Genomic DNA, 21,931 nt, shown 5'->3' with positions numbered 1-21,931 from the left:
AATTTAAAATTGAGGTGAATTATTTGTCTAAGTTTTTTAAAATTAACAACATCAAATTAGGTGGTAAAATGAGCCTAATCTTGCTTATTCCAGTACTATCTTTATTCTTTGTATCAGTTCTTGCATTAATTGACATTGATTCAATAAATAAAAAATTAGTATCGGATTTGTATGATAAGGTACATACAAGTGAATATTGGCTACTAAATGCTGATAGGGACTTTTATCAGGCATTGAATGCTGAAGCAGAATTAGAAAGTCCTGATAAAGATTCTGATCTTAAAAGCTTGAAAAACGATTATACTGAAAACATAAAGCAAACTCAAGATAGAGTTAAGCTAGCAATCGACATACTAAGTAAAGATCAAGCCACTTTAAGTAAAATAACCCATAAAGATTCAAATTTAAATATTTTTCAACTTTATGATAACTTTAATAAAGATCTTAATTCATGGACAAGTCTCTACGATCCTGAAACAAACACTTTAAAGGATAAGAAGCAATATTTAGATGCTTTTAATTCAACAAGAAATAATATAAATCAGATGGAAGAAATCCTAGACAATTATGGTAAGCAAGTTATTTTTAATAGTGCAAATTCTGTACAAAGTGTTAAAAATATAATTATGACTGTATCTATTTCTACCTTAGTCATTTCATTACTTCTAGGTATCGCTTTGATAACTAACATTAATAGAAGAGCAAGAGTTGCTATTTCTTTAATTAATAAAACTGCTGATTTTGATCTTAAATATGATGATAGTTATGCTAAATATTTAGAAGATAAAGATGAGTTTGGACAAATAATTAAAGCTGAAGGTACCTCAAGAAATGAGTTTAGACGAACTTTAACAGATGTTATCTCATCCACTAAATCTGTAAACTCAATGGTGGATAAATCTAATTCAAACATGACCAGCTTAGGCCTAGAGTTAGAGGATATATCAAAGACTGTGGAGCAATTATCTGCTGGAATGGAAGAGACATCTGCAGCTACTGAAGAGATGAATGCTTCTACCCTAGAAATTGAAAAGGCTGTTGAAAATATTGCCAGTAAATCAGAGGATGGAGTTACTTCTTCAAGAGAAATTAGCGGTCGTGCTACTGCATTAAAATCTGAAGCTGCTGATTCTCAGAAAAAGTCTCAACAAATATTAGTATCTCTCGATAGTAATTTAAAGGCATCGCTTAATGAAGTAAAAGCTGTTGAACAAATTAATTCATTGACTTCAAGCATATTAGAGATATCATCACAAACCAACCTACTTGCTTTGAATGCAGCAATTGAGGCCGCAAGAGCGGGAGAATCAGGAAAAGGTTTTGCAGTTGTTGCAGATGAAATAAGAAAACTAGCAGAAATTTCAAAACAAAGTGCAATGGAAATTCAAGACGTTACAGCTTCTGTTATAAACGCTGTTAATAAATTAAGAGAAAGTTCTGTGGATGTGTTAGCTTATATGGAAAAGCAAGTAATTCCTGACTATGAAAAACTTGTTAATACTGGAGATCAATATAACGTAGACTCCTTAACATTTAATGACCTAGTGACAGACCTAAGTTCTACTACTGAGGAACTACTTGCATCTATTCAAGATGTTACTAGATCAATCACTGAAGTAAGCAGTGCAACTAACGAAGGTGCAACTGGAATGACAAGTATTGCTGAAAAAACTACTAACATAGTTGAAATGGCAAATGAAGTGATAATTCAATCTAATAAATCAAAGGAAACTGTAGACAGTCTAGTCTCAATGATTTCTAAATTTAAATTGTAGTGGTAAAACACCGTTGAAATTATTAAACATAAACAAATTACATAAAGAATATATAGAAAAATCTCTGTAAATCTATCATCTAGATCTACAGAGATTTTTATTATTGTTTTTCTTTTATTGTGCCAGCCAAAGTGCTGGAACATTTGGTGGTTCCCAACCTACTAGTGAGGTATGAGCTTGTCGACAACTATAAGTTATTCCATTATAGGTAACCAAAGCTCCTACAGCATAATAAGTATTAGGTGCCCATGCTGAAATTCCTGTTGATGCTTGTGTCTTTGCTGATACAGAACCGCTCCATGCACTTGCTCCGGCTGAATTTACTGCTCTTACTCTATAAGTATGAGTTGAGCTTGCAGCTAAATTATTATTGGCATATGGACTTGTCACATTAGTTACTACAGCTCCATCAACCTCAATATCATAACTTGTTGAATTTGATACTGTGCTCCAAGTTACATTTATCTGTGAAGTACTTGCAGCTGCTGCTGATAAACCTGTTGGTACTGCTGGCACTGTCACTGAAGTAGCAGTTTTAGCTGATACAGCTGTACTCCATGCACTTGTTCCTACTGAGTTTACAGCTCTTACTCTATAGCTATGAGTCGAACCTGCAACTAAATTGTTATGAGCATACGGACTTGATACATTAGTAATTACAGTACCGTCTACTTCAAGATCATAGCTTGTTGCATTTGATACCGAACCCCAAGTTACGTTAATCTGTGAAGTACTTGCAGCTGTTGCTATTAAGCCTGTTGGTACTGTTGGCGCAGTTGGAGTTACTATTCCACCAATTCCAAGCTTTGAAGCAATAGTACTAGTAAGTGGCATTCCTGTAGCTGGATCATCATTTGATATATCCCAAGCGATTACACCACCAAAGCCATTATTTATAACATAATCACATCTTGCAGCAGCTGAGGTAGCATCTTCGTAAGTATACATTATTCCTAATGAAGAATTATATAGCCATGGAACCTGAGAATAGCTATCTCTATACTTTACATAACCTGATGTTTTTTCTAATTGTAACATTTGGCTATAAGAGTTTTGTCCACCTGGGTTATTTGGATCATCAAGATTACCTACAGGAGCTCCACTTGCCTTTGCAAATAGTCCATTAGTCCCAGTAGTCTTATCAACATTTTTCCAACCTCTTGAGTAGAATGGTGAGCCAGCATTTAATTTATCAGCTGGTACATGATATTTATTTACAAAATACTTCATTATATAGTCTGTATTGTACTTGTTCTTTATATCTATTGGTGATGTAGGTGACGGATCATTGGGATTTGCATATATAGCTGATTGGTGATTTGTAGTATTTTCAAAAGCACCATGGATATCATAAGTCATAACATTTATCCAATCTAGATATTGACTATATACATCTGGTTGAGTTAAATCTACCTTGTCGTATCCTCCTGGAGCTGCTATAGTTAATAACTTACCTGACAATCCATTATTATTATAAGCCTGTCTTATTTCTTGCATTAAAGAAGTATAGTTTTGCTTATCTTCAGGACCACCTGGACAGCCTCTATCATATTGATCCCCTGGTGCAGCTGTTCTATTAACACCTGGATACTCCCAATCTATATCTATACCATCAATAAAAGGATATTGTTTTAAGAAAGAAACTACACTGTTTATAAAAGTAGCTCTATTAGCTGCAGTGCTTGCCATAGCATGGAAGTTTTCACCTCTTGTCCATCCACCTATTGAAACAAGTATTTTTACATTTGGATAAAGTGATTTATAGTATTTATACTCTCCAAAGTGTCCTCTTAAATCACCTGGATTCCATCCACCTGAATGAGGGAATGTAGCTTGATAATCAGCATACTCATCAGTACTTGCTAACTTATAGGTTGAATCTACTGTGAAAAAGGCATGATTTACAACTGTAACCTTATCCCAAGGAATATTATCAACAGACATACTGTTATGCGCAGCGCTATACATTCCCCAGTTTGGAAAGTATACAACAAACCTCTTTGCAGCTGCTTGAGTAGTTAAACTAGTATTAGTACTAGCTGAAGCTGTAGCACTGGTTAATGTAGGAGCAGCAAGAGACAAAACAGATAGAGAAATAGCAATAGAAATAACTTTCTTTAATGATATTTTTTTCATTTTCTTACTCCTTTCAATTATCTTTTTCTACCTATTGTGCAAGCCAAAGAGCTGGCACATTTGGTGGTTCCCATCCTACTAATGAAGTATGAGCTTGTCGACAACTATAAGTTATTCCGTTATAGGTAACTAAAGCCCCTACTGCATAGTAAGTATTCGGTGCCCATGCGGTAACTCCTGTAGAACTTTGAGTTTTAGCAGATACAGAAGTACTCCAAGAACTTGCTCCTGCTGAGTTCACAGCTCTTACTCTATAAGTATGAGTAGAACCTGCTGCTAAATTGTTGTGTGCATATGGACTTGTCACATTAGTTATTACAGTACCATCTATTTCAAGATCATAGCTTGTTGCATTTGATACTGCGCTCCAAGATACATTTATTTGTGATGTGCTTGCAGCTGTTGCTGTTAGACCTGTTGGTACTGTTGGTACTGTAACTGTAGTAGCTGTTTTAGCTGATACAGATGAACTCCAAGCACTTGTACCAACTGAATTTATAGCTCTTACTCTATAAGTATGAGTAGAACCTGCAGCTAGATTCTTGTGCGCATATGGATTTGTCACATTCGTTACAACAGTGCCATCTACTTCAAGATCATAGCTTGTTGCATTTGATACAGTACTCCAAGATACGTTTATTTGTGATGTGCTTGCAGCTGAAGCTGCTAATCCAGCCGGTACTGCGGGCACTGTTTGATTGTTTCCTAAACCATCCAAATAAGGACGATAATTGTTTGTAAATTCATTTCCAGTATATGCATCCCAGTTAATAGACCAAGCCATTAATCCTCTGAAGCTCGCATATCCTTGAGCATTTGCAAGCTTATAACTTCCCCCATAAGATTGTCCTTTAATTAAATAATTCAATGCTTTAATCATTTCTGTAGGACTTATATATCCACCACTTGGCGCTGCAGCCTGATTAGAAGGTAACCCAATAATTACTTGATCCTGCCTTAATGCAGGAAATACATTGTTTGCATTGCCTCCAGCTGGGAAGCCTTTTAACAACATTTCTGCTAAAGCTACTTCAAAATCAGCAGTTCCTTGAGTGTATACTTTTCCATCTAGTCCATAGCATGAACCTGAATTATAGTGTTGTACATGAATATAGGTTAAAATATCTTTTACTCCATATATAAGAGGTAGATATGCTCCCCATATACCGCCATAAGTACCGAAACCACCTTGAACATATGCAGTTTCAGGTGCCATACTAACGATAAAATTTGAACCATAATGGTTATATATTTCTTTTATTGCGGCAATTAAATTTACTATCTGTGGTGTTGTAGGATTTTTCAAATCACTATCTCCGCCATTCAATGACATACCTGTTTCAAGATCTATATCTATACCATTGAAACCATACTTATCAATTATAGATATCATTGAATTAACAAATCTAGTCTTTGCAGCTGCATCTGGTAAAAGCACCACTCCATTTTGTCCACCTATTGATATTACTACTTTCTTTCCTATACTGTTTAGGTATGCTACGTCTGACTTGAAACTTGCGTCTGTTCCAGTTACTGGTGCAAATTGCATCGTACTTCTGTCACCTCCTGATTCTGCGAAAGCAACGTTGACAACATCCCATTTGCTTGAAACATTACTTAAGTTTATTATGCCTGTCCCATTGTCAAAATTATGCCAGTATCCTACAAGAAGTCGGCTGTTAAGGGCTGGTGCGGCAAGTACACTAAAGGATGGTAATGCTAAGAAAGTAAATACTATTGCCACAAGAAGTGAAGAAATTAGTTTAAGCTTCCTTTTCATAAAAAACTCCTTTCAAATATTTAATTTATATAATTTTAAGGATCGCTTTTTTATGGAATCTTTATTAAGGTTGGACTTTTTTATTAGTATTTTTAGATATAGTTATAACTATAAAAGGTAGTGCGTTTAAAGAGGTTTATATATATAGATGTATATACCAGTTTGGTTTTATTAAAACATTTTATTTTCTTTTATTTAGGCTATGTTTAAGAATATTGTTGAAATTAATTGGTTATAAAGGAGATGCTATATGAGCGAGCAACTAGAATTAAATGATTTTTTCAGATGGAATGGCGTTAATAAACTGTACTGTTCGAACGTAGTGAGTTTACAGTTTTAGCCATGGAATATGACAAAATCATATTAATTCTTTGCGTAAGCTCATTAAAGCGTCGGATGATTAACCAATCAATTTCAACACGGTGCTTTCACAGCGCCTTTATTTAATATTAATTTTATTGTTTTATTATTGTGATTCATTAGATATACAAGTAGAAAATAAGTTATTTAGAATTAATTTATAGAAATGTATTATGTTAGCTACTGTAGATAACAGTTAGTAAAATATTCACCTTTTAAATCTAGTAATTATAATTGTTTGAAATAATTACTAATTTTTATATCCTTATTATATAATCATAAATTCATTTTGTAAACATTATTTTTAATATTTTAGTTACTTATATTATCTATTAGTTGTATAACATTACATATTCTTTATTATCAAGTTATAACTTTACCTCTTACAATATAAAGCCATACTACTTCATATTGAAATCTATCAAAATAATACTTCGTAGGTTCATCGAAAGCATTATTTTGAGTCCAAGGATTGAAGTAGTATGTCTGTTCATAGGAATAGATGTACCACTTCGTAATTAAATTTATATGAATATATAGAGTTTAGACTGCCTTAAGCCATATATACTAACTTATAATATAAAATCTTCATTTTTATTAAGCTTACGCTATTTGACTTCAGCACTGAATCCATTAAAATTGATTGTATTCTATATCCTAGAAGGGATTGATTTAAATGACAAATAAAAGCGCTGAAAGCAGCTTTTTTATTCATACAAAAGATAATAAAAAAATATTTATATATTGCTGGGATGATGTTATTTCTCCTAAAGGCGTTATCCAAATAGTTCATGGTATGGCCGAGCATGCTGGTAGATATGAAGAGTTTGCTAAATTCCTAAATTCTCATGGTTTTATTGTATATGCAGGGGATCATAGAGGGCATGGTAAAACTGATGAACTAAACCTTGGATACATTGGTAGAGATGGTTTTAATAAAGTTGTAGAGGATCAACACGTTTTATTAAGCTCAATCAAAAGCAAGTATAGTAATCTCCCTATAATCTTTTTTGCTCATAGTTTTGGCTCTTTTATAGGACAGGAATACATTATCCGATATGGAAACGAGCTTTCAGGTATAATACTTTCTGGCTCAGCTATGAGAAAAGGGATAGATGTTGATGCTGGAATTGTTATATCCTACTTTCAGAAAAATATTTTTGGAGAAAGGAAAGAAAGCAAGCTTCTGGATTTTTTAAGCTTTTACAATTACAATAAAAAAATTAAAAACTCAGCTTCAAAGTTTTCATGGCTTACCACAGATGAATTAGAAATAAAGAACTATGAAAATGATCCTTTATGTGGAAATACAGCAACCTGTGGTTTTTATTATTATTTTCTTAGAGGTCTGAAAAATCTATATAGAACTAATAGATTAAAAGAAATACCAAAGGATCTTCCTATATTAATTATATCTGGAGATGATGACCCAGTAGGAAACTACGGCAAATGGGTAAGAAAACTATATAATTTATATAAAAACCTACAGCTAGAAAATGTTAATATCAAATTATATCCTGGTAAAAGACATGAACTAACAAATGAAACTGATAAAAAAGAAATATTTTTAAATCTTCTAAATTGGGCTGAAAAAAATTGTCTATGATAGTTATCTATTAACAATTAGAAACAATTTAATCTAAAATTATATCCTATTTCAATAGATACACATAAGAAAACTTATATGGGTATTTATTACTAATATACCTTATTTGATTTATCTACAAGTTATGTTAAAATTGAACATACTTAACTCTACTTGTACTATAGGTAAGATACTAAGCTTATAAGTATAAACTTTAAATATATAATAAGGAGACTTACTATGAAAAAAAACTTTAATTCTAAAATGCGTGTGGCCGCAATAATTTTCTTCGCTTTAGTTGCATTATGTTTTCATTTTATCTTTTTAATGCCACTATCTCTTAGCTTTTTTTCTACTACATTATTTATATCCATAGCAATCATAATTTTTTCAATACTCTTCTCAGGATTCTCTGAGAAGAAGCTAGTACTTTTACTTATACCACTTACAATAATACTATTTATCGGTTATTGTGTATCCACAAGTGGTTTGTTCAGATCTAAGTCTTATAAAAGCTTAATCGGAACTATAAAAGAGCAGGAATTTTCTAAAGACATATCTCCAATTGATATAACACAATTACCTGTTGTAGATAAAGCTTATGCAGAGAAATTAGCTGAGAAGAAGCTAGGTGAAGCCGGAGCAATAGGTAGCCAAGTTGTAACAGGCGAACCAGTAAAACAAATAGTTAAAGATAAGCTTTGTTGGGTTGTACCTTTACTTCATTCTGGTTTTTTCAGCTGGGTGAGCAACCGTGAAGGAACTCCAGGATATATAGTTGTAAGTGCTATAAATGCTGATGATGTTACTTTCGTAAAAGAATTAAACAATAAGCCTATTTCTTTAAAATATCAACCAAACGCATATTTAGGCGATGATCTTCAAAGACATGCTTACTATAAAGGTAATGAATTCACTGGTCTAACAGACTTCTCATTTGAGATAGATGATAACGGAACTCCTTACTGGGTTATTAGTAGATATAAAAATACTATTGGTTTTGCTGGAGAAACTGTTATAGGTACTTGTATCGTAAACGCTCAGACTGGACAAGTTGATAACTACGATATCAATAATACTCCAAAGTGGGTAGATAGAATACAGCCTGAAGACATCATTAAAGATCAATTAAACTCATATGGTGAATTTATAAAAGGCTATCAATGGTTCACTAAGAATGACAAACTAAAAACCACTGATGACGGAGAAATAATATATGACAAAGGAAATTGCTATTTTTACACTGGACTTACTTCTGTAGGTAAGGATAGCGCAACTATAGGATTCACTTTGACAAATATGAGAACCCACGAAACAACTTTGTATAAAACCTCAGGAGCTACTGAATCTGCAAGTATAAAATCAGCAGAAGGAAAAGTTCAAAACATGGGCTATACTGCAACTTCTCCGATACTAATAAATATAGAAAATGTTCCTACTTATTTTACTACTCTTAAGGATAAAGATGGAATTGTTAGAATGTACGGAATGATAAGTGTACAAGACTATAATATTGTTGGAGTTGGTGAAACCACTAAACAAGCATTATCAGATTATACAAAGGCGCTTACAGGAAAAGGCAGCTCCTCATCATTAAATTCTTCTGGGAAAGTTAATCATGAACAAGGTACTGTTTTAAGAATTGGTCAGGAAAACATAGATAAAACAACATTCTATCATATTATAGTTAAAGAAAAACCTGATGTTGTCTTTGTTGTAAGTTCAGAAGCATCTAGTGAACTAGCACTAACGCAACCTGGTGATAAAATAGAGATTGAATATATCGATTCAGATAATAGTGTTATAAATGCAACTGCCTTTGATAACTTAGAGTTTGTTCAAAAGAAGTCAGCAACTGAACAAAAAATTGAAGGGGCAAAAAAATAATATATAATCAACATTAAATATTAAACATACAAAGGCTCTAAAGAGTTATAGGTAAGCTCCCCTATAACTCTATTTTTTTAACACAATTAATTTCCATTCAGAATCAAGTTCTGCTATCCCAACTTCATTTTTATAATCATAAATCCCTTGCTTATTCAGTTCTTCAATGAGCCATTCCCTGGTCTTTTTTATATGCTTAATATTAGTATAAAGTATATCCCCATCCATTATTAAAGGTATTGTTATACCTTGTGTATTATCTACTATGTTTAAATCTTTTAAAGTAACAGGTTTATTTTCAGCTTTAGGAAACGCTGAAATATTGCCCTGAGGCTCCATTATTATTGTATCTAAATCAGACATCTTATCATATCCTTGTTGTCTAAGTAATCCCTCAAGTTGATTTAAGCTTATACCTAATGCACTCAAAGCTTTCATATCAAGTTTTCCTTTATCCATCATTATACTCGGACCATGTTCCATTATATGATTAAATTTATTTTTCAAAGCCAATCTAGTACTTAATGCCATTAAAGCAACCAATAATCCTGTACCATATACAGATTTAACTGTAACCTTATCTACTAGAGGCTCCGCTGCTACATTAGCTAGTATCATAATCCCTGCAATTTCATAAGCTGTCATTTGAGCCATTGCTTTTTTTGTAAGTGACCTAGTGCAAAGGTAAGTAAAATAGAAAACTACTACTACCCTTATGCTAAAAGATACGACATCAATCATTTTACTCCTCCTAAATGATTATTTTCTCATGAAATTAAGGCCCTGCAAAAGCTTTCATCACAAAATCTGTGTAGTTTCTTAGTCCTCCGATAAATTCTCCAGCCAACTCTTGCTTGTTCTCTATAGCATCATCCAACTGACCTATCATTGAATCAAATGTGACAAATGCTTCTGTACCATTATTAATCTGTATTATGGTTCTATTACCTTCATATATTTCTTTTAACTTATCCATAGAGACTCTTGCTTCATCCCATCGACTTTCTATAACATGCTTCTCTATTATGTCTAATTGTTCTTTAAACTTATGCCTAGGTAATAATAAATAGAAAAAACACCATATAAATGCAAATGAAATAACCCATGTCAAAGCGATAAATAATCTAATATCATGTTTGTTCTTCATATTGTCTCCTATCTTAATTAAATATTTATGCGTTTATCTTTTGATAAAACTCACTTTATATGCAGTCAAAAAATCACTAAAACGACTTTTTCCAGTGATTTTTTAATGCATCTGCCTTTCGGAATGTAAATGAGGAAAATTGGGCTGGCGAATAAGTTTTAGTTTTTTGCTTTATATGCTTAAAATTTTGTATAATAATTGAATTGTATAGTTTCAAACAACTAAAAATCTTATATTTTCATATATAGCATAAAAATTTTATGTTTTCTTACAAATCAAAAAAGTTACAGATATACTTATCTGTAACTCTTGATATAAGAATATTACTACTTTTTCATTCCTGTATATATAAGGATAGCATCTCTTAGAAACTCTGCGGTACCTGGTTGCTCCTTGTCATAATACTGAGTAAATCTCTCATCCTCTACATACATCTGAGCTACTCCTGCGTGGGCCTCTTTACTGTATTGATCCCAGTAAAAACATAACCATTGTTTGTGTAAATCAGCTGCTTTCTGAGCTAATTCTCCTGCTGGATCTCCTGTCTTAAATGCTGCTGCTAAGGTTTCAGTAACCTCATTTGTAAGTCTCGTAATTTTCTCATGTTCTTCTTCTGTCATATTCTTTATTTTATTATTAGATTTATTAACAGCTTCATCTCCGTATTTTTTACGAATTTCTTCACCGTACTTCTTTTCATTATCATCAACTAGCTTTTGTTTAAAGCCTTCAAATTTTTCTTTATTACTCATAGTAATTCTCCCTTCCATAGACTCGATGGTCTTATCAACATTTGCAATTAAAATATCTAACTGTATTTTTCTCTCAAGAAGCTTCACACGGTGCTCTTTTAGCGCTTCAGCTCCGTCAAAAGAAGGTGCTGTTATTATATCTTTAATATTGTCTAGCTCCACTCCAAGTTCTCTGTAAAAAAGTATTTGCTGTAATCTATTTACCTCTTCTTGACCATATATTCGATACCCAGATGAATTGATTCTTGCCGGCTTAAGAATCCCAATCTCATCATAATATCTAAGTGTTCGTGCGCTGACACCTGCTAAATGAGCTAACTTTTGAACTGTATATTCCATGTGTACCACCTCCTGATATCTATACTATAAACTTATACGTAGCGTAAAGGTCAATATGAATTTGAAATATTTTTAAAATCTTTTATTATAGATAAACTACTTCATATTAGAACTTATCCAAATAAAGATTCGTAGAACCATCGAAATCTTTATTTGGAGTCTAATGACTGAAGTAGTTTATCTATATATAATTTCAGTCTTTAATTTATAAAATATTGATTAATTTTTTAATTATAAATATAAAAATAAAAAAGCCTGAAAAACTTCAAGCTTTTTTACCATGTTCGTCCAAAACATTTTCTTATAATATACTATTTATCCTTAAGAATCGTAATCCTCTCAGGGATTATCTGTCTTCTTACCTATCTTTCTTATATCTACTTATATTACAGTTTATGTCTAGTATTATTCTATCTATCTACTACTTTTTTCTTGCCCATAAAAGTCATAAGTTGCTCTTCATATGGGTATGCTTCCATGTCCCCTTGAACAAGAGTTGCCATTGCACCTACTGCGTTGCCTTGAGTTCCACACTCACTTAAGCTTAGCCCCTTAAGTACTCCTGATAAAAATCCTGCAGCAAATCCATCTCCTGCTCCAGCAGTATCTACTAGCTTTTCTATCTTAAAGCCAGAAACATATACGCCTCCATCTTTATCAGCAACATAACAGCCATCAGCACCAAGTTTTACAGCTACGATTTTAGATCCCATAGCTATAAACTTCTCAGCTATCTCTTTTTCATCTGTGGTGCCTAGAAGCAGTCCGCCTTCATCAGCACCAGGGAAAATTATATCTGACATCTTAGCCATTTCTAAAAGTACTGGTTTTGCTTCTTCAATAGTCCATAATTTTAATCTTATATTAGGATCAAAAGAAACTGTTATACCATTTTCTTTTGCTATTTTTAAAACTTCAAAAACCATTGCTCTTGCGCTTTCAGATAACGCTGGCGTTATACCAGTAATATGTATTATCTTAGCTTGCTTTATATACTCTACGTCTATATCTTCTACAGAAAGTCTGCTTGCTGCAGAACCTTTTCTGTAATAGTAAACACTAGGATTGTCTCCACCAATTCTCTCTTTAAACATGATACCAGTACTTGCCTCAGCATCAAATTTAACTCTAGAGGTATCAACACCTTCTCCTCTTACTACATTTAAAATTTGTCTTCCAAATTCATCTTTTCCTAATTTTGAAAACCATGCTACATCGTGTCCAAGCCTTGAAAGCGCTGCAGCCACGTTTGAATCCGCTCCACCTACAGACTTACCAAAACTATTAACATATCTTAACGGTCCATTAGATTCTGGATTGAAAAGCACCATAGTTTCGCCAAAAGTTAATACTTCCATCTATGCTTACACCTGCTCTCAATTTACTTTTACTTAAAGATTAAGCTTCTCTTGCTTTTCTTAATGCTTCAACAAACTTTGCAGCTGTTTTTGTAACTAGTTCATAATCACCAGTTTTAGCACCTTTAGTTAAGTCGGAACCTGTTCCAACTGCTACAGCTCCTGCATTTACCCAATCTTTTATGTTGTCTAGGTTTACACCACCTGTTGGCATAAAGTTAGCTTGTGGTAATGGTCCTTTAAATGAACTTATTATTGAAGGTCCATAAGCATTTCCTGGGAATACTTTTAATACTTCAACGCCGTATTCTAGAGCTTCTACTGCTTCTTTTACTGTCATTATTCCTGGCATTACTGCTATTCTATATCTATTGCATAGTTTAACAGTTTCTGCATCAAAATAAGGACTTACTATAAATTCTGCTCCTGCAAGTATACATGCTCTAGCTGTTTCTGGATCAAGAACTGTTCCTGCTCCTATGATTAGATCTTCATTCTTGTAGATTTCTGATATTTCTTTTATTATCTCAACAGCACCTGGTACTGTCATAGTTATTTCTAAAGCTTTTATTCCGCCTTTTTTAACTGCATCTATAATTTTGATTGCTTGATCTTTTGATTCAGCTCTTATAACAGCTACAACACCACATTCAGTTATTTTTTGTACTACTTGTATTCTTTTCATTTAATCCTCCTATTATATGGATGTACCACTTCGTAATAAAATTTATATTAATTCTGATTATAGATTTAAATAATTCATAATAAAACTTATATTTTCAAAATTCTTCTATCTTTCTAAAAGAATTTTGAAAATAGCTGTTGAACTGAATTAATATATCTATATAAATATAGCTGAACTTAGAACCTCATAATGATGCACTACTCCATAGTTTTATTGGTAACTTTTAAAGACAAAGGGCAGATGAGTCAAAAGTAATCAATTCTAACATGGAGTAGTGTATCTTATTTTTTTATATTATAGTCTTTGTAATTTATATTTTATAAATGTACTTATGTGTGTAAAACATATTCCTTCAACCCTCATCAGGACTTATGAGAATTCAAGAAGTCAATTATTTTAAGTTTGAATTTTACGAAATTGCGTAATCTTTATTTACACTTTGACTAAAGAGTTACACCTGTTTTGAATATAGCTAATTCTCTAAAATCATTCTTTTCATTATTTGCAAGTTCTCCACTAGCTACACTTATTATGTAGTCAATGAATTCCTTAAGAACTTCCTCTGAATTCTTATCTTCAAGAAGACTTCCTGCATTAAAATCAATCCAATGAGGTTTAAGTTCAAATAATTGTGTATTTGTTGATATCTTTAATGTAGGAACATAAGATCCAAATGGAGTTCCTCTTCCAGTTGTGAATAATACCATTTGGCAACCTGCTGATGCTAAAGCAGAAGCAGCCACTAAGTCATTTCCTGGTGCACTTAATAAGTTTAATCCTTTTTCTTTAAGTGTTTCACCATATTTAAGTACATCCACTACTGTAGCTGTACCAGCTTTTTGTGTACAACCTAAAGATTTATCTTCAAGAGTTGTAATACCACCAGCTTTGTTTCCTGGTGAAGGATTTTCATATACTGGTTGGTCATATCTTATAAAGTATTCTTTAAAATCATTTATTAAGTGAACTACCTTGTCAAATACTTCTTCATCTAAAGCTCTATCCATAAGCAGTGTTTCTGCTCCAAACATTTCAGGAACTTCTGTTAGTATAGTAGTTCCCCCTTGTGCTACTAGGAAATCTGAAAATCTTCCTACTAGAGGATTTGCAGTAATTCCAGAAAATCCATCAGATCCTCCACACTTAAGCCCTACTTTTAGTTCTGAAAGAGGAACTTCTTCCCTAACGTCATTTTTCATGTTCTCGTATAATTCTTTTAGAAGCTTCACACCTTCCTCTAGTTCATCAGAAACTTCTTGTGAAACTAAGAATTTAACTCTGCTCTCATCATATTGTCCTAAAGACTTTTTGAAATCAGCCATATTATTGTTTTCACAACCAAGACCAAGTACTAAAACTCCACCTGCATTTGGATGTTTTACAGCATCACCTAATATAGTTCGTGTAGTTACGTGGTCATCACCAAGCTGTGAACATCCATAATTATGCTTAAGCACTAGAGTATTATCTATTTCTAATTCTCCGAATTCTTTCTTAAGTCTATCCAACATTCTTTCAGCTATTCCATTTACACATCCAACAGTGGGAACAATCCAAAGTTCATTTCTTATTCCTACACTGCCGTTTGCTCTCTTATAGCCTTTAAATGTTAAATCTTTATTCTTATAAATGTTATCTAATAGTTTTTGATTGAAGCTATAATCTTTTATTCCATCAAGATTAGTCTTAGTGTTATGTGTATGAATCCATTGTCCTTCTAAAACATGAGTAATTGCATGCCCTATTGGAAATCCATACTTTACTACGTCTTCATCAACGCCTATTTCTTTTATAGCAATTTTATGTCCTCTTTTTACATCTTCTTTTAGAGTAATAACAGTTCCGTCTACTTCTATAGTTTGATCTTTATCTAAGTCCATCAATGCTACAACTACATTATCATTTTCATTTATTTTAAGAACACTCTTCATGAAATTACCTCTTTTCTTTTTAATTACATAACTTCTTTAAGTGCTTCCTTAATTCCTAGTGTCTCTATCTTAGCAAGGTAATAAGTAACTGCATCTGTTAAGCCTTTAACTTCATTTAAGTTCATCTTCCAATTCTTTTCATATCCAAGAACTGTAGTAACAACGCTTCTTAATCCAGCTTCACTACCATCACAGCTTCCCCATGCAGTTTTGTATAAATCTAATATATCTGCATCATCAGCTAAAGCTATAACTTCTTCGCCTCTCTTACCTTTGTAGAATTCTATTAAAGCAGCAAGTGAGAATACTAATTTCTTAGGAAGTTCTCCTTTTCTGATTGTGTATTCTAGTAATGAAGGTAAATCTCTAGTTTCAAACTTAGACATTGAGTTTAATGCAATGCTCATTAAATAGTGGTTTACAAATGGGTTTTGGAATCTTTCAAGTACTGCACCTGCAAAGTACTCTAACTCTTCTTGTGGAAGATCTAATGTAGGAATTATTTCGTCATAAACAACTCCCTTTATAAATTCTCCTATTACTTCATGATCAACTGATTCACCAACTGTTTCTAGTCCATAAAGATATGATACTGGAACTAATGATGTATGTGCTCCATTAAGGATTCTAACTTTTCTTGTTCTATATGGAGTCATATCTTCAACAAATATAGTGTTAATACCTGCCTTTGCAACTGGGAATTCGTTTCCGATCCATGCTGGTCCTTCAATTACCCATAGGTGGAATTGTTCTCCAACATTTACTAGGTTATCTTCATATCCTAATTCTTCTGTTATTTCTTTTATTGAATCTCTTGGGTATCCAGGTACAATTCTATCAACTAAGCTTCCACAGAAAGTATTAGCTTCATTTATCCAAGCTACAAATTCTTCACCTAGGTTCCAAAGTTCTGCATACTTAAGAATTATAGCCTTAAGTTTTTCACCATTTTTATCAATAAGTTCACATGGTATTATTATTAGACCTTTTTCTTTAGCTCCTGCAAAAGCCTTAAATCTGTTATATAGTAAAGCTGTTAACTTACCTGGGAAGCTTTTTTGTGGTCTGTCTTCTAATTTATCATTTTCATCAAAAGCTATTCCTGCTTCAGTTGTGTTTGATATTATAAATCTTAATTCTGGGTTTTCAGCAATTTTTAAGTATTCATCATATTGGGTATATGGATTTATTCCTCTGCTAATGCTGTTTATAACTTCATGTTCTTTAACAGCCTTTCCATCCTTTATTCCTTGCAAATAAAGTGTGTATAATCCATCTTGTTCATTTAATTTATCAACTAAACCAAATTCTATAGGTTGTACTACAACTACGCTACCGTTAAAATCTGCTTCTTTATTCATTTTATCTATTTGCCAATCTACAAATGCTCTTAAGAAGTTTCCTTCTCCGAATTGTAAAACTTTTTCTGGATATTGTTTGTACTCTTTAAAAGTTTCCTTATTTAATCTCATTTCCGACTCCTCCATACACGTTTTGTTCACGTGTGCAAATTAGTTTAAATTTTTTTATTAACAATCCGATATGATATATTTCTCTTTTCAAATATATTATATCACCTTATGCACACGTTAACAATAAGTTTTTTTAAATATTTCTCGCTTTATTTTGTGGAAAATATAGTATAGCTTTTTTTAATTCGCTATTGGTTTGTAGTGTTTTTAACAAAATAAAAAAGACATGCCTAATATTGCTAAAACCCAATTAAATCTACCCGCTTCTTAGATATATTTAATAAATTTTAGTCCTTATAATTGGCACATCTTTTCACTTAAGAAATTCTACATATTTACTACTTTTCTAGCTTACGTGCTGATTCCCTGATCACAAGTTCTGTTTTTATATATACCTTCTCACCTTTGTAGTCCTTTTTGTCAATCAAATCTATAATAGTTCTTCCACCTATTATACTTATTTCTTCCATAGGTCTCTTTATTGTAGTTAGTGCAGGGGTAGCATACTCTGCAAAACCTATGTTATCGAAACCTACTATGGATATATCCTTAGGTACTGAAAGCCCTTTTTCAAAAACGGCCTTTATAGCTCCGATAGCCATATCATCGTTTGAACAAAAAACTGCTGTTGGCCTGTTAGGAAGATCAAGTAGTTTTTTCATTCCTTCATAACCGCTCTTTATATCATAGTTTCCTCTAACCAAATATTCGCCTCTTACTGGAATACTATTACTAAGTAAAGCTTTTAAAAATCCATCTTTTCTCTTCTTAGATGATTTAAATTCTTCTTTTCCCTCTATGATAGCTATATCTTTATGGTTGTTTTCTATCAAATAACTAGCTGCCTTAAAAGCTCCTTCTTCATCGTCTGATAGTATGTTTATTAAGGAATTTCCTTCGATTTCTCTATTTAAAACAATAAGTGGTATCTGTCTTTGCCATACATGATATATGAACTCATTATCCTTATCACTTTGACTCATAAGCACTATACCATCAAATCTTTTATTATTAATTCCTGAAAAATCCTTGTAGTCGTCTATACCTCTTACTACTAAATTGTAATTTTCCTTTATTACACTATTTACTCCTCTTACTATTTCATAGAAAAAACTTGGAGATGTTCCTCTGCTTATACTAGAAAAGAATAATCCAATAGTATAAGACTTATCCAAAACTAGACTTTTTGCACTATAGTTAGGAACATAATGAAGCTCCTCTGCTATTGCCTTGATCTTAGCTTTTGTTTCTTCATTAATTAGAGGACTATCATTTAGCGCTCTCGATACAGTGGTATGCGATACATTAGCCAATTTTGCTATATCTTTTATAGTTATGCTCATAATTTCACCTTCTTAATTTCTAATAAAAATTCTTATATCTCAAAAAACATCTCTTAACTAAAGTTGTACACCCTTCCTCTAAGCTATCGCTCTTGTAAGGTATCTACACTAAAAGATTTTATTAATACCATGTATCTCTTAATTTCTTTATAAATACAACTAATTTATTTTAATATCATTTTATAAACCATATCAAGCTTTAGGTTAACAACATTATAAAGCCATGTCAATATATGAAATATAAAAACCTGCTTCTAAACCTCTTCCCCCTTCTAATTATGTAGTATAAAAGTATTAATTTTAATATATAAGTTCTATTTAATTTGCTTCATTATATGGATGTACCACTTCGTAATAAAACTTATTCTACTGAAAGAATATCTCAAACTTATGTTTAAAAAAAGGCTTATGCTCAAAAAAACTTATTGAAGAAGATAACTTCAATGAGTTTTTTAGTATAAAATTATTTGTTAAATAAATGTTGGTAATGATTAAAAACATGAATATGTGGCAAGCATTAAGAGGATAGCCTAATTATTAAGTTTTATTAGAGAGGTGTTCCTTTTGCTACAGCACGATGCTGAATTGAAAAAATTTAATTTGCATACTAATGATGTTCTAAAAAGAGATTTTTATAAAGATAGAGTTGTGGAATCTTGCCCAATTTGTGGGTCAACTTGGCATATTAAATATGGTTTTTATAACGGAATTCAAAGATATAAATGCAAAGTGTGTGATAAAACTTTTTCACGCGCAACTAATTCATTGTGGAGTTATTCAAAAAAGAATACTAGAACTTGGATGGAATTTACTGAATTAATGACCGAAAATAAAACCTTAAAATTTTGTGCTGAGAAGTTAAATATAAGTATTGGGACAGCTTTTTATTGGAGACATAAAATACTTCAAGCGCTAAGCCTAGACTCAACTCCAGGTAGTTTATCAGGAGTCGTACATGTAGGGAAAGTTATTATAAAAGAAAACCTTAAAGGGTGTAGAAATGCAGAAATAATAGCCTCAGCAACTCCAAGAGAGGATATTTGGGTTATCGGTGCAAAAGGACAAGAAGATTCTATGTTTATAAAACCAATATTTAAGCATTGGTGGAATCGAGAAGTTTTCAATGAGAAAGTTTATTCTAAAATAGAAGAGAAATCATACATTGCTGCGTATGGAGACAGATATATTAAATCGGTGGCGATAAGACATAATAGAAATAAATCCATTAAGGTAGATGCTGAGTATAGAATAAAATATCTTTGGCCAAATTTAAAAAAATGGCTATCAATTTTCCATGGAGTGGCCTCAAAGTACCTTCAAAGATATCTTAGTTTTTTCATAATCATGAATTTGGATAAGGTTATCGATTATATGGACCTAATATATGATAGATTGTTTAAAGGAAATAGATTTATAAGAACGGATGAGATAAGAATTACAAGTTCGCTTTTTTAAAGAAATTATAAGTTAATATAATTCTGAAGAAATTGACAAGATTGTAAAGCAGCTAATTTACTCTGAAGTAATTGTGAAGACATGCAGTTCTTTTCGTAAACTGTTTTAACACTGTATTAGGTTCGGAGAAGAAACTTTAAAAAATATAAAGTTGATAATAAGGTTGTCCATCTACACATATAAATATTTAACAACATTTAATTAATAAATAATTGTATATAGAAAAAATATAATATAAGCATAGAGCTTGCGATAAATAGATCTGTAAGTTCTATTTATTTTGATTCATCAATTAATAGATTAAAGTGTATTTACTACGTTACTTTTATAAATAAAACTTATTAGACCTTATATATAAATAAAAAACAAGTACCTATTTATTATAAGTACTTGCTTTTCACATGATTTTTATAGAATTTAAATCTATAATATTTATTCAAGTATTACATACTGAGCTTATCTATGAGATTGTAGTTTTAAGCAATAATTGATTAAATTATATACATTATATTAATTAAATTATTATGCTTTGCTTGATTCGTACTTTCCAGCTTGAAGATCAGTAACGATTTCTTTGTACTTCTTATCTGATAATCCGTATAATACTCCAAGCACTATTGCAGCTATTATTAAAGCTATACAAGGATATAACATTAATAATCCCTTCATTCCTAATAATGTTTGAGCTGATTGTTTTACGTTTGGAACATATCCTATTAATGCTAAACCAAAACCTGAAAGAGATCCTGCTATCGCTTGAGCTATCTTTCTTGAGAAGTTAAATGCTGAGTAAGTTATACCTTCTCTTCTTTCACCTGTATGCCATTCACCGTAATCGATAACGTCTGAAACGAATGCCCATGTAACACCGTTTGGTAGTGCTATTCCTATAAATGATATAGCCATAAGTATTGTAAATGGAACTATGTGAACTGGTAATATAAAGTTTAATCCATCAGCTATGAAAGCCATTGAGAATCCTAGTATTGCTGTTCTCTTCTTTCCTAATTTCTTTACTAATGTAGGTATGAAAAGTATTGCAATTATTGAACTACCTATAGTAAAGAAGTTAGTTCTAGCTAAAAGTGCAGCGTTTCCAAGATAGTATTGAGTGAAATATACCATCATTGCAGTCTTAATGTTGTAAGCTGATATTGAGAATACAGTCATAAGTATTAAAGTAAGTAGTGGCTTGTTTGTAAATACTGCTGTTGCAAAATCTTTAGGTCTTATCTTTTCAGCACTTCTCTTAACTTCTACAACTTCTTTTGTATTCTTGAAAGTTATGAAGAAAGATATTACACCTACTAAAGACATTATACCTGCTGCTATAGGGAAACCTATTTTTGTGTTAGAAAAAGATGTTACTATTGGCATAAATACTACACCTGTTATTAATAGAGCTGAAACTGAACCCGCTTGTCTAAAAGAAGCTAGATTAGCTCTATCTTGAACATCTTGAGTCATAACTGAAGCTAATGAACCATAAGGAACGTTAGTAAATGAATACAGAAGTCCCCATATCATGTATGTAGCGTATCCATATATCAATCTTTGATGAGCTGTTGCTCCCATTGGTGTTGTAAATGTTATTACAGTAAGTATCGCAAGTAGTATACTTGATAAGAACATAACTGGTTTAAATCTTCCATTTTTACCTATATTCTTTCTTGAATCTATTGCTATACCTGCTATTGGATCCATAAATGCATCAAATACTTTTGTGAATAAGAATATTCCTCCTGCTGCAGCTGATGCTATTCCACAAACGTCTGTGTAGAACTTTAGCAAGTAAGCCTGACCTAAGTCGAACATGAAACCATTACCAAAATCACCTAAACCGTATGAAATTTTTTCTTTCAACGTTAATTTACTCATACTAGTTACCTCTTTCTTAATATTATTATTAAAATAAATTTTATAAAT

Annotated in this window: 15 protein-coding genes; 4 read left to right on the top strand and 11 right to left on the bottom strand. The window is 32.0% G+C overall.

Going from position 1 to position 21,931, the window contains the following annotated elements; genetic code table 11:
* Window positions 1-68: 68 nt before the first annotated feature.
* Complete coding sequence (locus tag OCU55_RS01605) at window positions 69-1,775, top strand: methyl-accepting chemotaxis protein (protein WP_261850571.1); 1,707 nt, start codon at window positions 69-71, stop codon at window positions 1,773-1,775.
* 114 nt (window positions 1,776-1,889) lie between these two features.
* On the opposite strand, the gene OCU55_RS01600 is transcribed toward OCU55_RS01605, so the two are convergent.
* A complete protein-coding gene (locus OCU55_RS01600; protein WP_261850570.1) occupies window positions 1,890-3,911 on the bottom strand; it encodes a glycosyl hydrolase family 18 protein in 2,022 nt (673 codons plus the stop codon).
* A 31-nt stretch (window positions 3,912-3,942) separates the two neighbouring features.
* Window positions 3,943-5,691 carry a carbohydrate-binding protein gene (locus tag OCU55_RS01595; protein WP_261850569.1) on the bottom strand — a complete coding sequence of 583 codons (1,749 nt, stop codon included), beginning with the start codon at window positions 5,689-5,691 and terminating at the stop codon, window positions 3,943-3,945.
* A gap of 1,036 nt (window positions 5,692-6,727) precedes the next feature.
* Between OCU55_RS01595 and OCU55_RS01590 the strand changes: the two genes are divergently transcribed.
* Both OCU55_RS01590 and OCU55_RS01585 read left to right on the top strand, forming a co-directional pair.
* Window positions 6,728-7,657, top strand: coding sequence for an alpha/beta hydrolase (locus OCU55_RS01590; RefSeq protein WP_261850568.1), 930 nt, complete (start codon window positions 6,728-6,730; stop codon window positions 7,655-7,657).
* A 219-nt stretch (window positions 7,658-7,876) separates the two neighbouring features.
* Window positions 7,877-9,523, top strand: a complete 1,647-nt coding sequence (locus tag OCU55_RS01585; protein WP_261850567.1) for a cell shape-determining protein — start codon at window positions 7,877-7,879, stop codon at window positions 9,521-9,523.
* Window positions 9,524-9,592: 69 nt separating this feature from the next.
* Here the strand turns inward: OCU55_RS01585 and OCU55_RS01580 are convergent, their stop codons facing one another.
* The 8 genes from OCU55_RS01580 to OCU55_RS01545 all read right to left on the bottom strand — a co-directional run bounded on the left by OCU55_RS01580 (window position 9,593) and on the right by OCU55_RS01545 (window position 18,550).
* The gene (locus tag OCU55_RS01580) at window positions 9,593-10,264 is read right to left on the bottom strand and encodes a DUF421 domain-containing protein (protein WP_261850566.1); all 672 of its coding nucleotides are present in this window, start codon (window positions 10,262-10,264) and stop codon (window positions 9,593-9,595) included.
* 34 nt (window positions 10,265-10,298) lie between these two features.
* Entirely contained in the window at window positions 10,299-10,670 is a 372-nt protein-coding gene (locus tag OCU55_RS01575; RefSeq protein WP_261850565.1) for a hypothetical protein, read from the bottom strand.
* 326 nt (window positions 10,671-10,996) lie between these two features.
* Entirely contained in the window at window positions 10,997-11,761 is a 765-nt protein-coding gene (locus OCU55_RS01570) for a MerR family transcriptional regulator (RefSeq protein WP_261850564.1), read from the bottom strand.
* 410 nt (window positions 11,762-12,171) lie between these two features.
* Window positions 12,172-13,119, bottom strand: coding sequence for a sugar kinase (locus OCU55_RS01565; protein WP_261850563.1), 948 nt, complete (start codon window positions 13,117-13,119; stop codon window positions 12,172-12,174).
* Window positions 13,120-13,159: 40 nt separating this feature from the next.
* Window positions 13,160-13,804 (bottom strand): bifunctional 4-hydroxy-2-oxoglutarate aldolase/2-dehydro-3-deoxy-phosphogluconate aldolase, encoded by a 645-nt coding sequence (locus tag OCU55_RS01560; RefSeq protein WP_261850562.1) that lies wholly within the window; start codon window positions 13,802-13,804, stop codon window positions 13,160-13,162.
* A 443-nt stretch (window positions 13,805-14,247) separates the two neighbouring features.
* Window positions 14,248-15,735 carry a UxaA family hydrolase gene (locus OCU55_RS01555; protein WP_261850561.1) on the bottom strand — a complete coding sequence of 496 codons (1,488 nt, stop codon included), beginning with the start codon at window positions 15,733-15,735 and terminating at the stop codon, window positions 14,248-14,250.
* 23 nt (window positions 15,736-15,758) lie between these two features.
* On the bottom strand, window positions 15,759-17,207 hold the full coding sequence (locus tag OCU55_RS01550; protein ID WP_261850560.1) for a tagaturonate reductase: 1,449 nt from the start codon (window positions 17,205-17,207) through the stop codon (window positions 15,759-15,761).
* 338 nt (window positions 17,208-17,545) lie between these two features.
* Complete coding sequence (locus OCU55_RS01545) at window positions 17,546-18,550, bottom strand: LacI family DNA-binding transcriptional regulator (protein ID WP_261850559.1); 1,005 nt, start codon at window positions 18,548-18,550, stop codon at window positions 17,546-17,548.
* 564 nt (window positions 18,551-19,114) lie between these two features.
* Here OCU55_RS01545 and OCU55_RS01540 point away from each other — a divergent pair.
* Window positions 19,115-20,005 (top strand): IS1/IS1595 family N-terminal zinc-binding domain-containing protein, encoded by an 891-nt coding sequence (locus tag OCU55_RS01540; RefSeq protein ID WP_261850558.1) that lies wholly within the window; start codon window positions 19,115-19,117, stop codon window positions 20,003-20,005.
* A gap of 522 nt (window positions 20,006-20,527) precedes the next feature.
* Here the strand turns inward: OCU55_RS01540 and OCU55_RS01535 are convergent.
* Complete coding sequence (locus OCU55_RS01535; protein ID WP_261850557.1) at window positions 20,528-21,883, bottom strand: glycoside-pentoside-hexuronide (GPH):cation symporter; 1,356 nt, start codon at window positions 21,881-21,883, stop codon at window positions 20,528-20,530.
* Between the last annotated feature and the right edge of the window lie 48 nt (window positions 21,884-21,931).

Source organism: Clostridium folliculivorans (assembly GCF_024341905.1).
GTDB lineage: Bacteria > Bacillota > Clostridia > Clostridiales > Clostridiaceae > Clostridium_AR > Clostridium_AR folliculivorans.
The sequence above is the reverse complement of the archived record's forward strand: the minus strand, read 5'-3'. Positions and strand labels throughout refer to the sequence as shown.

Bases quoted from the DNA above. Each gene is read 5' to 3' on its own strand.
- OCU55_RS01605 (WP_261850571.1), top strand. From the start codon at position 69: ATGAGCCTAATCTTGCTTATTCCAGTACTATCTTTATTCTTTGTATCA.
- OCU55_RS01600 (WP_261850570.1), bottom strand. From the start codon at position 3,911: ATGAAAAAAATATCATTAAAGAAAGTTATTTCTATTGCTATTTCTCTA.
- OCU55_RS01595 (WP_261850569.1), bottom strand. From the start codon at position 5,691: ATGAAAAGGAAGCTTAAACTAATTTCTTCACTTCTTGTGGCAATAGTA.
- OCU55_RS01590 (WP_261850568.1), top strand. From the start codon at position 6,728: ATGACAAATAAAAGCGCTGAAAGCAGCTTTTTTATTCATACAAAAGAT.
- OCU55_RS01585 (WP_261850567.1), top strand. From the start codon at position 7,877: ATGAAAAAAAACTTTAATTCTAAAATGCGTGTGGCCGCAATAATTTTC.
- OCU55_RS01580 (WP_261850566.1), bottom strand. From the start codon at position 10,264: ATGATTGATGTCGTATCTTTTAGCATAAGGGTAGTAGTAGTTTTCTAT.
- OCU55_RS01575 (WP_261850565.1), bottom strand. From the start codon at position 10,670: ATGAAGAACAAACATGATATTAGATTATTTATCGCTTTGACATGGGTT.
- OCU55_RS01570 (WP_261850564.1), bottom strand. From the start codon at position 11,761: ATGGAATATACAGTTCAAAAGTTAGCTCATTTAGCAGGTGTCAGCGCA.
- OCU55_RS01565 (WP_261850563.1), bottom strand. From the start codon at position 13,119: ATGGAAGTATTAACTTTTGGCGAAACTATGGTGCTTTTCAATCCAGAA.
- OCU55_RS01560 (WP_261850562.1), bottom strand. From the start codon at position 13,804: ATGAAAAGAATACAAGTAGTACAAAAAATAACTGAATGTGGTGTTGTA.
- OCU55_RS01555 (WP_261850561.1), bottom strand. From the start codon at position 15,735: ATGAAGAGTGTTCTTAAAATAAATGAAAATGATAATGTAGTTGTAGCA.
- OCU55_RS01550 (WP_261850560.1), bottom strand. From the start codon at position 17,207: ATGAGATTAAATAAGGAAACTTTTAAAGAGTACAAACAATATCCAGAA.
- OCU55_RS01545 (WP_261850559.1), bottom strand. From the start codon at position 18,550: ATGAGCATAACTATAAAAGATATAGCAAAATTGGCTAATGTATCGCAT.
- OCU55_RS01535 (WP_261850557.1), bottom strand. From the start codon at position 21,883: ATGAGTAAATTAACGTTGAAAGAAAAAATTTCATACGGTTTAGGTGAT.